Source organism: Streptomyces sp. XM83C, from assembly GCF_023072675.1.
GTDB classification, from domain to species: Bacteria; Actinomycetota; Actinomycetes; order Streptomycetales; family Streptomycetaceae; genus Streptomyces; species Streptomyces thermocoprophilus.
Genome location: NZ_JALLGL010000012.1, coordinates 31,348 through 43,509, shown reverse-complemented (window position 1 = coordinate 43,509; position 12,162 = coordinate 31,348). Strand labels below are relative to the sequence as shown.

The 12,162-nt window shown below is 72.0% G+C and carries 13 protein-coding genes and 1 pseudogene; 8 read left to right on the top strand and 6 right to left on the bottom strand.

All coding sequences use genetic code 11. From position 1 onward, the window contains the following. Positions 1–132 (top strand): annotated as a pseudogene (locus tag MTQ10_RS03070) (IS481 family transposase); the annotation flags it as partial. Here the strand turns inward: MTQ10_RS03070 and MTQ10_RS03065 are convergent. From MTQ10_RS03065 to MTQ10_RS03050, 4 genes are all read right to left on the bottom strand, one after another. Further along, entirely contained in the window at positions 129–476 is a 348-nt protein-coding gene (locus MTQ10_RS03065; RefSeq protein ID WP_247461901.1) for a DUF952 domain-containing protein, read from the bottom strand. The pseudogene MTQ10_RS03070 and the gene MTQ10_RS03065 sit on opposite strands and share 4 nt — an antisense overlap. Positions 477–510: 34 nt before the next feature. Continuing rightward, entirely contained in the window at positions 511–789 is a 279-nt protein-coding gene (locus MTQ10_RS03060) for a hypothetical protein (RefSeq protein WP_247461900.1), read from the bottom strand. A 388-nt stretch (positions 790–1,177) separates the two neighbouring features. Then, positions 1,178–2,368, bottom strand: coding sequence for a family 2 encapsulin nanocompartment cargo protein polyprenyl transferase (locus MTQ10_RS03055; protein WP_282611712.1), 1,191 nt, complete (start codon positions 2,366–2,368; stop codon positions 1,178–1,180). A gap of 118 nt (positions 2,369–2,486) precedes the next feature. Then, positions 2,487–3,893, bottom strand: coding sequence for a family 2B encapsulin nanocompartment shell protein (locus MTQ10_RS03050; RefSeq protein ID WP_247461898.1), 1,407 nt, complete (start codon positions 3,891–3,893; stop codon positions 2,487–2,489). A gap of 420 nt (positions 3,894–4,313) precedes the next feature. On the opposite strand from MTQ10_RS03050, the gene MTQ10_RS03045 reads away from it, so the two are divergent. Then, positions 4,314–4,904 (top strand): N-acetylmuramoyl-L-alanine amidase, encoded by a 591-nt coding sequence (locus tag MTQ10_RS03045; RefSeq protein ID WP_247461896.1) that lies wholly within the window; start codon positions 4,314–4,316, stop codon positions 4,902–4,904. A gap of 111 nt (positions 4,905–5,015) precedes the next feature. Beyond that, entirely contained in the window at positions 5,016–5,987 is a 972-nt protein-coding gene (locus MTQ10_RS03040) for a 1-aminocyclopropane-1-carboxylate deaminase/D-cysteine desulfhydrase (protein WP_247461894.1), read from the top strand. Here the strand turns inward: MTQ10_RS03040 and MTQ10_RS03035 are convergent. Beyond that, positions 5,969–7,567 (bottom strand): Na+/H+ antiporter, encoded by a 1,599-nt coding sequence (locus MTQ10_RS03035; RefSeq protein WP_247461892.1) that lies wholly within the window; start codon positions 7,565–7,567, stop codon positions 5,969–5,971. The two genes, MTQ10_RS03040 and MTQ10_RS03035, sit on opposite strands and share 19 nt — an antisense overlap. Positions 7,568–7,681: 114 nt before the next feature. Here MTQ10_RS03035 and MTQ10_RS03030 point away from each other — a divergent pair, with 114 nt between their 5' ends. The 3 genes from MTQ10_RS03030 (at position 7,682) to MTQ10_RS03020 (ending at position 9,717) form a co-directional block, all read left to right on the top strand. Beyond that, the gene (locus MTQ10_RS03030) at positions 7,682–7,942 is read left to right on the top strand and encodes a UBP-type zinc finger domain-containing protein (RefSeq protein WP_247461891.1); all 261 of its coding nucleotides are present in this window, start codon (positions 7,682–7,684) and stop codon (positions 7,940–7,942) included. A gap of 249 nt (positions 7,943–8,191) precedes the next feature. Further along, entirely contained in the window at positions 8,192–8,605 is a 414-nt protein-coding gene (locus MTQ10_RS03025) for an anti-sigma regulatory factor (protein ID WP_247461910.1), read from the top strand. Positions 8,606–8,622: 17 nt separating this feature from the next. Next, entirely contained in the window at positions 8,623–9,717 is a 1,095-nt protein-coding gene (locus tag MTQ10_RS03020; RefSeq protein ID WP_247461889.1) for an RNA polymerase sigma factor SigF, read from the top strand. A 98-nt stretch (positions 9,718–9,815) separates the two neighbouring features. Here MTQ10_RS03020 and MTQ10_RS03015 read toward each other — a convergent pair whose 3' ends face one another. Continuing rightward, positions 9,816–10,256, bottom strand: coding sequence for a hypothetical protein (locus MTQ10_RS03015; protein ID WP_247461887.1), 441 nt, complete (start codon positions 10,254–10,256; stop codon positions 9,816–9,818). 324 nt (positions 10,257–10,580) lie between these two features. Here MTQ10_RS03015 and MTQ10_RS03010 point away from each other — a divergent pair, with 324 nt between their 5' ends. Next, entirely contained in the window at positions 10,581–11,549 is a 969-nt protein-coding gene (locus MTQ10_RS03010) for a diacylglycerol/lipid kinase family protein (RefSeq protein ID WP_247461885.1), read from the top strand. 318 nt (positions 11,550–11,867) lie between these two features. Beyond that, on the top strand, positions 11,868–12,125 hold the full coding sequence (locus tag MTQ10_RS03005; protein ID WP_003992873.1) for a WhiB family transcriptional regulator: 258 nt from the start codon (positions 11,868–11,870) through the stop codon (positions 12,123–12,125). Positions 12,126–12,162 lie beyond the last annotated feature (37 nt).

The following is a 12,162-nucleotide window of genomic DNA, read 5'->3' as shown; positions in this document are numbered from 1 at the left end:
CGGTCAGAACAACAACGACGCGACGCCTTCCCCGACTGGCTGCACACCTACAATCACCACCGCGGACACACCGCGCTGAAAGGCCAGCCACCCGCCAGCCGCGTTCCTAACCTCTCAGGGCAATACACCTAGGGCCTGTCGCCCCGACCGTCCGGCCAGGGTTCCGTCGCGACGACCGCCTTCACCGGGATCGGCCCGTACACGTGCGGGAACTCCTCGCCGCCCGGCTCCGGTGCCTCGTACTTCACCGGCGCCTCCAGCCGCTCCGGGTCGATCACCAGCACCAGCAGTTCGTCGGGGCCGTCGTAGGAGCCGTAGAGGAAGCGCGCCACCGCGGGGAGCTGGGCGCGGGTCGAGCAGTGGACGAAGCCCTCCTCGGCGAGGGTGCGACCGCGCGTCGACATCGTGTAGGCGCCGTCGGCTCGGGCGGCTTCCCACAGGGCGCGTTCGGTGATGTGCAGGATGTGTCCGGTCATGCGGGCAGAGCGTAGGCGGTTGCCGACGGGGTGGTCAGCGCGTTTTCGGGCTCGGAGCGGAGCCGGGATCCGCGTCGGGGCGTTCTCCGGGGCCGCCGTTGCCCGGATCCGTGCCGGCTTTCGTACCGCCCTCCCGGTGTGCGGACTGCGGGGTGGGGGACTCCTCCGGCGGGGTGCCGTAGGCGGTGCAGTCGGGGTTCCGGCAGGGGCCCGGCACCCATACGGGGACCCAGGCGCCGAGCGTCTTGTGGCGCCGTACGACCGTCTCGACGGGCTGTCCGCAGACAGCACAGACATGTTTCTCGCTGTCCATTTCCCCAGGGTAGGGCGGCCTGGCGGACGGCGCTCGCGCGGTCAGCGGCGCGGCTCGCGCCACATGGGCCGGACGCGGGGCCCGCGTCCTCGCCCGCCGTGCGGATCGCCACGCCCATGGGTTCTCCCTCCGGTCGACTGCCTTTGTCTGCAAGGCCTTCGACCGCATGGCGCGGTGGGGCGCGAGGGGATTCCCGGGCACGACCGGGTGGCGGGCGGGGTGCGTTCCGCCGGGGAATGAGGGCGGGGCCCGCACACCGTGGGGATGTGCGGGACCCGCCCGGCCGGTGCCGGGGTGGCCGCGCGGGGTCAGGAACCGCGCGGTCCCCTCGGTCCGGGGTCCGGTGAGGCGTGGCGGCCGGGCGCCGCGCCGCGTGGGGCGGCGGGGGTCAGGTGCTGCGCCGGGTGACGAACTCGGCCAGTGCGAGCAGCTCTTCCGCCGACTCCGGCCGCGGGATCGCCCGGGACAGTGCCTGTACGGCGCGGGACATCCGCTCGGCGGCCTCGGTCTGCGCCCAGTCCCGCCCACCGGCGCGTTCCACGGCGAGTGCCGTGCTGGTCAGGTCCTCCTTGTCGTAGGGCCGCTCGTACAGTGCGGCCAGTTCCGCGGCGGCCGGGGTCCCGGAGGCGAGCGCCGCGACCACCGGGAGGGACTTCTTGCGGGCGGCGAGGTCCGCGCCGACGGGTTTGCCGGTGCGTCCCGGGTCGCCCCAGATGCCGATGACGTCGTCGATGAGCTGGAAGGCGAGCCCGGCCTGCCGGCCGAACGCGTCCAGCGCTGCGACATCGTCGGCGGACGCTCCCGCGTACAGCGCGCCGAGCGCGCAGGCACATCCGATCAGCGCACCCGTCTTGGCCTCGGCCATGGCGAGGACTTCCGTCAGGCCGACCTCGGCGGGGCCGCGGCGCTCCAGTGCGGTGTCCGCGTGCTGTCCGGCGCACAGTTCGACGACGCAGCCCGCGAGGCGGGCCGCAGCGGCGGCCGACGCCGGGTGCGGGTCCTCGGCGAGCAGCCGCAGGGCGAGCGCCTGGAGGGCGTCCCCGGCGAGGATCGCGTCGGCGTCCCCGAACACCGTCCAGGCGGTGGGCCGGTGGCGTCGGGTGGCGTCCCGGTCCATCACGTCGTCGTGGACCAGTGTGAAGTTGTGGATCAGTTCGACCGCGACGGCCGCCCGTACGGCGCTGTCCCGGGCCTCGGGCCCGCCGAGCGCGGCGGCTGCCGCGAGGACGAGCGCGGGGCGCAGGGCCTTGCCGGCGCCGCCGGACGCGGGGGTGCCGTCGGCGTTCTGCCAGCCGAAGTGGTAGAGCGCGACGCGCCGCATCGGGTCCGGCAGGGTGTCCAGGGCCGCGCGCAGGCCCGGGTCGACGACCTCGCGTGTGCGGCGCAGGAGGCCGGCCGCCTCAGGACCGTCGCCGGCCGTGGCCCGGTCGGGGCCGGTCCTCGGTTCGTCGGCGGTCACGGCCGGGGCGCCGGGGTCGTCCCGGCTCGCGCGCCGGCCGGCGGTCCCGGCCGTCTCCTGGGCGCGTGCCGCGGGGACGCTGGTGTGCCGGTCGGCGGGCTGGGTCAGGGGCTCGGTCAACGGCTCCCCCTCGGCGGCGTGTCGACGGGGGGCGGCTGTGCCGCGGGGGCTGGGCCGGTGCCGCCGCGGTGCGTCCGCCGGGCGGGGCGGACGCACGGCGTCCCGTCGGCGGGAAGGGTCATCGCCAGCGGCCGATCTCGACGTTCTCCAGCACGCCGAGCGCGTCGGGGACGAGGACGGCGGCGGAGTAGTAGGCCGTCACCAGGTACTTGATGATGGCCTGTTCGTTGATGCCCATGAACCGCACGGACAGGCTCGGTTCGATCTCGTCGGGGATGCCGGACTGACGCAGGCCCACGACGCCCTGGTCGGCCTCGCCGAGACGCATGGCGATGATGGAGCTGGTTCGCTCCGGCGTCACCGGGATCTTGTTGCACGGGTAGATGGGCACGCCGCGCCAGGTGGGGATGCGGTTGCCGCCGACGTCGATGGTCTCGGGCACCAGTCCGCGCTTGTTCAGTTCGCGGCCGAACGCGGCGATGGCGCGCGGGTGGGCGAGGAACATCTTGGTGCCGCGGCGCCGGCTGAGCAGCTCGTCCATGTCGTCCGGGCCGGGCACGCCGTCGTGCGGCTGGATGCGCTGGTCGTACTCGCAGTTGTGGAGCAGGCCGAACTCGCGGTTGTTGACCAGCTCGTGTTCCTGGCGCTCCTTCAACGCCTCGACGGTGAGCCGCAGCTGCTGCTCGGTCTGGTTCATCGGCTGGTTGTACAGGTCGGCCACGCGGCTGTGGATGCGCAGCACGGTCTGGGCGATGCTCAGTTCGTACTCGCGGGGCCGGGGTTCGTAGTCGACGAAGGTGTGCGGGATGTCGGGTTCGCCGGAGTGGCCGGCGGCGAGTTCGACCTCCTTCTCGCCGTACTTGTTGGTGCGCTGTTCCGGCAGGGTGCGCTGCTGCCTGATGTGGTCGGCGAGGGACTCCGAGCGTTCGGCGACCTGCTGGACCTGGTCGCGGGTGAGGACGAGCAGGGTGCACGCGGTGTCGGCGCGGGCGGTGTACTCCCAGATGGCGTCCTCGGACGTCAGTGCCGTGTCTCCGAAGTAGGCGCCGTCGGCGAGGACTCCGAGGACCTGGTCGTCGCCGTAGGGGCCGGTGCCGACCTTCTCCACGCGGCCGTGCGCCAGCAGATACACCTCGTCGGTGCGGCTGCCGAAGGAGGCGATGATCTCGCCCGCGGCGGCCTCGCGCTGAGTGCAGCGCCGGGCGAGTTCGGTCAGCACCTCCTCGTCCTCGTACCCCCGCAGGGCGGGCAGTTCGCCGAGTTCCGCGGGGATGACCTCGACGCGGTCGCCGGTCTTCACGAAGGTGATACGGCCGTCGCCGACGGCGTACGTCAGACGGCGGTTGACGCGGTACGTGCCGCCTTGGACGTCCACCCACGGAAGCATCCGCAGCAGCCAGCGGGAGCTGATCTCCTGCATCTGCGGGACCGACTTGGTGGTGGTGGCCAGGTTCCGCGCGGCCGCGGTGCCCAGGCTCTGCTGCGGCCTGGCCTGCTCCGTGCGGACCTCTTCGCCTACCGACATAAGGTATTGCCCTCCCGGTCATGCTCCGGCACCCGAACTGTGCCGGGCATCGATCTCACGACCAGCGTTTCATCACGCACCGTGCTCGTGCTATTACACGAAAGAGCGGGATTGGATCTCCACGGACTGGGCACATATGGGGATTTCGTCCAACAGCGGCTCCAGCCTTCCGCTCACCGCTCACGGCCTGCCGTCGACGGCTCGCAGCCTCCCGTTCGCCGCCGCCGATCTTCCGTTCGCCGCGCGCGATCTTCCGTTCGCGGCTCGTGGCCGACGGGCGCCGGTGTTTGTCCGGATCGGCTCGCACACCGTACGAACGATGTGTAGTGGATCATTCCGGTTCGGTAGAAGGTCCGGGACGAAGGCGGTCGCATCCGGCGGCCGCGGACAGCAGCACGACGCAACGCCGAGGAGGCAGCCATGGCCTCGCCCCTGTCCGCAAGCGCATTCCTGGACGCCCTCAGAAAAGAGGGCCTGACCGTTGTCGAGGTCGGCGACTGGCGCCACCACAACCGGAACCACAAGGGCGCGTGGGGTCCCGTGCACGGCGTGATGATCCATCACACGGCGACGGAGGGCTCCGCCCGGACCGTGGAGCTGTGCCGCAAGGGCTACTCGGGTCTGCCCGGCCCGCTCTGCCACGGGGTCATCACCAAGGACGGCACGGTCCACCTCGTCGGGTACGGCCGCGCCAACCACGCGGGCCTCGGCGACGACGACGTCCTGCGCGCGGTGATCGCGGAGAAGGCGCTGCCCCACGACAACGAGACGAACACCGACGGCAACCGGCACTTCTACGGCTTCGAGTGCGAGAACCTCGGCAACGGCCAGGACCCCTGGCCGCCCGCCCAGCTGGCCGCCGTCGAGAAGGCCGCGGCGGCGATCTGCCGGCGGCACGGCTGGACCGAACGGTCCGTGATCGGCCATCTGGAATGGCAGCCGGGGAAGGTGGACCCGCGGGGGTTCACGATGACCTGGCTTCGGGAGCGGATCCGCGACCGCCTGAAGTGAGGGCAGCGCTCGGCGGGCGCACCTGAGGCCTCGCCCACCCCGGGCCTGGGGCCCGCCTGTCTCGGACGCGCCCCTCCGTCACGACGCGGGCGGGTGTTCGACAATGAGGCGGTGACCGGACTCGACACGCTGCGGCCCCGCCTGCCCTCCCCGCTCCAGGAGGTGCGGGACGACCGCTTCGACCGGCACGGTGTGCGCCTGCTGCTGAAGCGGGACGACCTGATCCATCCGGAGCTGGTCGGCAACAAGTGGCGCAAACTCTCCCCCAACCTGGCCGCCGCGGCCGGCCGTACGGTCGTCACGTTCGGCGGCGCCTGGTCGAACCATCTGCGGGCCACCGCAGCCGCGGGCCGGCTGCTCGGGGTGGCGACGGTGGGCGTGGTGCGCGGCGACGAACTGGCCGCACGCCCGCTCAACCCGTCCCTTGCCCGGTGCGCGGCGGACGGCATGCGGCTGCACTTCGTCGACAGATCGACGTATCGGCACAAGGCCGAGCCGGACACCCTGGGCGGGCTGCTGCGCGCGGTCGGCGAGCCGGGCGCGTACGTCGTCCCGGAGGGCGGCAGCAACGCGCACGCGGTCCGCGGCTGCACAGCGCTCGGCGCCGAACTGCGCGGCGCGGCGGACGTCGTCGCCGTGGCCTGCGGCACGGGCGGGACGCTCGCGGGGCTGGCCGCGGGACTCGGCCCGGGGCAGCGCGCCCTCGGGGTTCCCGTCCTGAAGGGCGGTTTCCTCGCGGCGGAGGTACGGCGGCTCCAGACGGAGGCGTTCGGCGGGCCGCGCGGCACCTGGTCGCTGAACGACCGCTTCCACTGCGGGGGCTACGCGCGCGTGCCGGAGTGGCTCGACGCGTTCGCGGCGGCCTTCGAGGACCGGCACGGGCTGCCCGTCGAGCGTCTCTATGTGGCCAAAATGCTGCACGGTCTCGCCGCTCTGGCCGAGGAGGGCGCCTTCCCGCGCGGGACGACGGTCGCCGCGGTGATCACCGGCCGGCCGTTCCCCCAGCCCGGCCCCGCAGGGAGCCCACGCTCAGGCCGTTGGTCCGGCCCCGCCGCAAGTCACGGTCAGGCCGTCTCGCGGTAGGCCGCCGCCTCCTCCAGGTCCAGGCGGCGCAGCAGGGTGCGCAGCATCTCGTCGTCGATGTAGCGGCCGTCGCGGAGCTTGACGAACACCTCGCGTTCGGCGCTGATCATCTCGCGGGAGAGTCTGCGGTAGGTGTCGTCGACGGTCTCGCCGGTGACCGGGTTGACCTGGCCGAGCCGCTCCCAGACGGCGTTGCGGCGGCGTTCGAGCACGGTGCGGAGCCGGTCGGCGAGGGGCGGCGGGAGGGCGTTGCGCTCGTCGGCGAGCAGGTCGTCCAGACGCTGCTCGGCGGCGCGGGAGGCCTGCGCCTGGGCGTTGGCCTCGGCGAGGGTCGCGGCGCGGGTGTCACGGGCGGGGAACCTCAGCAGCCGGATCAGTGGCGGCAGCGAGAGGCCCTGCACCACCAGTGTGCCGATGACGGTGGTGAAGGTGAGGAAGAGGATCAGGTCGCGGTGCGGGAAGGGCTGCTCGCTGTCGTGCAGGGTCAGCGGGATGGAGAAGGCGATCGCGAGGGAGACCACGCCGCGCATTCCGGCCCAGGCGACGACGACGGGGCCGCGCCAGGTCGGGTTCTCCTCGCGTTCCCTGATCCGCGCCGACAGCACGCGGGGCAGGAAGGTCGCCGGATACACCCACAGGAAGCGGGCCGCGACGACCACCAGGAAGAGGGCGAGGGCGTACCAGACGGCCTCTGCTCCCTCGTACGCGCCGAGTCCGCGCAGCACGAACGGCAGTTGCAGGCCGATCAGCGCGAACACCGCGGACTCCAGGACGAACGCGACCATCTTCCACACCGCCTCCTCCTGGAGGCGGGTGGCGAAGCCGACCTCCCAGGCGCGGTGGCCGAGGTAGAGGGCCACGACGACGACGGCGAGGACGCCGGAGGCGTGGACCTGTTCGGCGGCGGCGTAGGCGACGAACGGGATGAGCAGCGACAGCGTGTTCTGGAGCAGGGGTTCCGTCAGGCGGGTACGCAGCCAGTGCAGGGGCGCCATGAGCACCAGTCCGACGGCGACGCCGCCGACGGACGCGACGAGGAACTCCTCGATGCCGTCGGCCCAGGAGGCGCCCTCGCCGATCGCGGCGGCGACGGCGACCTTGTAGGCGGTGATCGCGGTGGCGTCGTTGAGGAGGGACTCGCCCTGGAGGATCGTGGTGATCCGGGAGGGGAGGCCGACGCGGCGGGCGACGGCGGTGGCGGCGACCGCGTCCGGCGGTGCGACGACCGCACCCAGCACCAGTGCCGCAGTCAGCGGAAGTCCCGGTACGAGCGCGTAGGCGGCGAGCCCGACGACGACGGTCGCGAACAGCACGTACCCGACGGACAGCAGGGCGATGGCCCGCTTCTGCGCGCGCAGGTCGAGATAGGAACTCTCGGTGGCGGAGGTGTACAGCAGCGGCGGCAGCAGCAGCGGCAGGACCACCTCCGGGTCGAGGGTGTAGTCGGGGACGCCGGGGAGGTAGGAGAGCGCCAGGCCGACCGCCACGAGCAGCAGGGGGGCCGGCACGGGCGTGCGCCGGGCCAGTCCCGCGACCGCGGCGCTGCCCGCCACCAGCAGGAGCAGCGGCATCACGTCCATCGGCCTCGCCCGCCTTTCCTTGTCCGCGCGATCGTCCGCACACCTTTTCCGTGCGGTCGTCCGCACGCTCTTTTTCCGCGCGGCCGTCGTCACGCCCGTCGTAATCTGGCAATCATGAAACAGTGCACGCACGCGGACGCGCTGCCGCACCCGGAACCTGTCCCGCTGAGCGAGACATGTCCGGAGTGTCTGCGGGACGGCACCCACCCGGTGCAGCTGCGGTTGTGTCTGACGTGCGGGCATGTGGGCTGCTGCGACTCCTCGCCGGGCCGGCACGCCACGGGACACCACGCGGAGACCGGGCACCCGGTGATGCGGACCTTCGAACCGGGCGAGGACTGGCGCTGGTGCTTCGTGGACCATGTCCTGGTGTGAGTCCGGCGGGTACGGTTCGGACGTCTGACGTCTGGGTACGTCAAACCGGCGCGCGCTCTTCCCGATTGAGACCGCCCACCCCCTAGCCACGGAGCGTATCCGGAGCTTTACTATGAGTTACGGCAAGGGGTTGGGGTCCTTGGGACAGGAAAGTTCAGAGCGCGGTAGCGTCACCGCTGAACCACACATCGCGTTACCCCGGGGGGCGACCCTCGGCCCCGAACAGCTTGTACCACCTTGGAGGTGAGGGTGTCCCACATCGACGGCGAGCCCGTGACCCAGGACTTCGTGGAAGTCCGGCTGCCTGCCGCGGGTGCCTACCTGTCGGTGCTGCGGACGGCCACGGCCGGTCTCGCGGCCCGTTTGGACTTCACCCTCGACGAGATCGAGGACCTGCGCATCGCGGTGGACGAGGCCTGCGCGATCCTGTTGCAGCAGGCCGTGCCCGGCTCGGTGCTCTCCTGTGTCTTCCGGCTCGTCGACGACTCGCTGGAGGTCACCGTCTCCGCGCCGACCACTGACGGTCACGCTCCGTCACGGGACACCTTCGCCTGGACCGTGCTGTCCGCGCTGGCGGGCAAGGTCTCGTCCGCCGTGGACGAGGACAGGATCGTGTCGATCAGCCTCTACAAACAGCGCGGCGCGGGACCCGGGCCGGCGTGAGGGACGGGGACGGGCCGGTGCGGGACGAAGAGCGCGGCACACGGGAACTGCCTCCCGAGGACGCTCCGGGGGTCCAGGGCGGCGCCCGGCGCACGGCTGAGGGCATCGACGGCATCCCGGAACAGGCCCGGCCGCATCCGGAGGACGACCCCGAGGCGGTCGTCCCCGACGGCGGGCGGCGGGCACACGGAGGTGCCTCGCGGAGCACGCCTCTGGACGAGCGGGTCGGGGTCACCCCTGTCCGGGCACCGGCAAGGGCTCGGGGAAGGGCAACGGGCGGGACGATGAGCGAGCACGAGCGACACGGCGAGCACGAAACGCCGGGCACGCAGAACGCACCGGGTGTGCGGCACGACCCGCAGGACCGCAGCGGCGCACGGGCGCTGTTCGTCGAGCTGCGCGGCCTGAAGGAGGGCACCCCGGAGTACGCGGAGCTGCGGAACCGGCTGGTCCGGATGCATCTGCCGCTCGTGGAGCATCTCGCGCGCCGCTTCCGCAACCGTGGCGAGCCGCTGGACGATCTGACGCAGGTCGCGACGATCGGCCTGATCAAGTCGGTCGACCGGTTCGACCCGGACCGGGGCGTGGAGTTCTCGACGTACGCCACCCCGACGGTCGTCGGCGAGATCAAGCGGCACTTCCGCGACAAGGGCTGGGCGGTGCGGGTGCCGCGTCGGCTTCAGGAGCTGCGGCTGTCACTGACGACGGCCACGGCGGAGCTGTCCCAGCAGCACGGCCGCTCCCCCACGGTGCACGAGCTGGCCGAGAAGCTGGCCATCTCGGAGGAGGAGGTCCTGGAGGGCCTGGAGTCCGCCAACGCGTACTCCACGCTGTCCCTGGACGTCCCCGACACCGACGACGAGTCTCCCGCGGTCGCCGACACCCTGGGCGCCGAGGACGAGGCGCTGGAGGGCGTGGAGTACCGCGAGTCCCTCAAGCCACTGCTGGAGGATCTGCCGCCGCGGGAGAAGCGCATCCTGCTGCTGAGGTTCTTCGGCAACATGACCCAGTCGCAGATCGCGCAGGAGGTCGGCATCTCGCAGATGCATGTGTCGCGGCTGCTGGCGCGGACGCTGGCGCAGCTGCGGGAGAAGCTCCTCGTCGAGGAGTGACGCCGGGCGCCGCCCTCGCGCCGGCCCGAGGGCGAGGCCGGGGCCGCGCCGGCCCACGAGGCTTTCTCGGCCCCCGGTGAGGCTTGTCGGCCCCCGGACTACTTCTGGGCGCCGCCGGGTCCGCGGATGCCCAGGGCCCGGGTCGTCTCCCCGTTGACCAGCAGGACGAGCGAGGTGACGGCGACGACGGCGAGGACGATGCCGACCGGGATGCCGGGGCCGTCGGAGGTCAGCAGGCTGTAGGCGACCGGCAGCGCCATGATCTGCGTGATGACGGCCGGGCCGCGGCTCCAGCTGCGACGGGCGAGCAGCCCGCGGGCGGCCAGCAGCGGCAGCAGCGCCAGGACGATCAGGGTGATGCCGCCGGTGACGGCCTGCCCCCGGTCGTCGGGGTCCCCGGTGAAGCCGAGGACGAGCATCCAGACCCCGCCGGCGACCAGCGCGAGCCCCTCCAGGGCGGCGAGCGCGGCGGCGTACGTCAGTCGCCGCGGGCGGGGGCCGGCGGGGCGGCCGGTGCTGGTGGTCTGCTCACTGCTCACCCCAGAAGGGTATCCGCCCGGGGATGCCGTCCCCGGGGGCCGGTCCCGTGCCGCCGCCGGCTGTTCCCGCGGCCGGTCCGGGGCCCGTCTCGCGGCGCGTCTCGCGGCCGGTCTCGCGGCCGGTCTCGTGGCGCGTCTCACGGCCGGTCTCGTGGCGCGTCTCGCCGCCCGTCTCGCCGCCGTCGCGGGACGGGCGCCGGACGGTCGCCCCCGTCGCAGGACCCGTGACCGCACCCCCGCGCCGGCCCGTTCCGGGGTCCGGTCTCTTACCCGATCCCTACCTCGCGCTGGGCGCAGTACCACCCAGTAGGTACCCTGCACGTCATGCGTGCACTTCTCGTGGTCAATCCGGCGGCTACCACCACCAGTGCACGGACACGTGACGTGCTCATCCACGCACTCGCCAGTGAGATGAAGCTGGAGGCGGTCACCACCGAGTACCGCGGCCACGCGCGTGACCTGGGCCGGCAGGCGGCGCTCGGCGACGACATCGACCTCGTGGTGGCACTCGGCGGCGACGGCACGGTCAACGAGGTCGTCAACGGTCTGCTGCACGCGGGACCCGACCCCGACCGGCTGCCCGGCCTCGCCGTGGTCCCCGGCGGTTCCACCAATGTCTTCGCCCGCGCCCTCGGCCTGCCGAACGACGCCGTGGAGGCGACCGGCGCCCTGCTGGACGCGCTGCGCGAGGGCAGCGAACGCACCGTCGGCCTGGGTCTGGCCTCGGGCACGCCCGGTACGGACGACGCGGAGGTGCCGCACCGCTGGTTCACCTTCAACGCCGGCCTGGGCTTCGACGCGGGTGTGGTCGGCCGGGTCGAGCAGCAGCGCGAGCGCGGCAAGAAGTCGACGCACGCGCTCTACGTCCGCCAGGTGGTGCGCCAACTGCTCGGCGAGCCGAACCGCCGGCACGGCACGATCACGCTGGAGCGCGAGGGCGAGGAGCCGGTCACGGATCTCGTGCTCTCGATAGTCTCGAACACCTCGCCGTGGACGTTCCTGGGCAATCGCCCGATCTATGCGTCGCCTAAAGCCTCGTTCGATTGCGGGCTCGACGTGTTCGCTCTCAGCCGTCTGTCCACCGCCTCGGTTGCCCGGTATGGCACCCAGTTGCTCACTTCGTCCCCGGAGCGCGGCCCGCGCGGCAAGCACGCCACCACCCTGCACGACCTGGAGCAGTTCACCTTGCATTCGAAGGTGCCGCTGCCCCTTCAGATGGACGGTGACCACCTGGGCCTGCGAACCAGCGTGACGTTCACAGGCGTACGCCGTGCACTGCGTGTGATTGTGTGAGCAGAAGGGCCCAAAGTCCTTTCACTCGAACGTTTAGGCCAGGATCCACCCCATGGAAGTACGGCTGTGACCTAGTCGACACCGAAGAATCAAAAAAAACTTTCCGGAAGGGGTTGTATCCGTCGCCGAGGTTTGCGAGTCTCTACGTGGCGATCGGGACGGCCCGCAAGACCGGCCTCCACTGATCACCAGAACCCCTCTACAAACCCAGGACCACGCCGGGGAACCCGGCGGTCGGCCCTTCCCTTGTTGAGGGATTCGTGAAAGCGTTCACATTCACAAGCAACTTGCACGTAATACCAAGGAGAGGTAGCAGCCATGGACTGGCGTCACAACGCCGTTTGCCGCGAGGAAGACCCCGAGCTCTTCTTCCCCATCGGCAACACCGGTCCTGCGCTGCTGCAGATCGAGGAAGCCAAGGCCGTCTGCCGTCGCTGCCCGGTGATCGAGCAGTGTCTGCAGTGGGCGCTCGAGTCCGGCCAGGACTCCGGCGTCTGGGGTGGCCTCAGCGAGGACGAGCGCCGCGCGATGAAGCGCCGCGCCGCCCGCAACCGGGCCCGTCAGGCCTCCGCCTGACCCGCGCACCCCTGCTGACAGCCTGAGCTTGGCGGCG

Bases quoted from the DNA above. Each gene is read 5' to 3' on its own strand.
- MTQ10_RS03065 (WP_247461901.1), bottom strand. From the start codon at position 476: ATGACCGGACACATCCTGCACATCACCGAACGCGCCCTGTGGGAAGCC.
- MTQ10_RS03060 (WP_247461900.1), bottom strand. From the start codon at position 789: ATGGACAGCGAGAAACATGTCTGTGCTGTCTGCGGACAGCCCGTCGAG.
- MTQ10_RS03050 (WP_247461898.1), bottom strand. From the start codon at position 3,893: ATGTCGGTAGGCGAAGAGGTCCGCACGGAGCAGGCCAGGCCGCAGCAG.
- MTQ10_RS03045 (WP_247461896.1), top strand. From the start codon at position 4,314: ATGGCCTCGCCCCTGTCCGCAAGCGCATTCCTGGACGCCCTCAGAAAA.
- MTQ10_RS03035 (WP_247461892.1), bottom strand. From the start codon at position 7,567: ATGGACGTGATGCCGCTGCTCCTGCTGGTGGCGGGCAGCGCCGCGGTC.
- MTQ10_RS03030 (WP_247461891.1), top strand. From the start codon at position 7,682: ATGAAACAGTGCACGCACGCGGACGCGCTGCCGCACCCGGAACCTGTC.
- MTQ10_RS03010 (WP_247461885.1), top strand. From the start codon at position 10,581: ATGCGTGCACTTCTCGTGGTCAATCCGGCGGCTACCACCACCAGTGCA.
- MTQ10_RS03005 (WP_003992873.1), top strand. From the start codon at position 11,868: ATGGACTGGCGTCACAACGCCGTTTGCCGCGAGGAAGACCCCGAGCTC.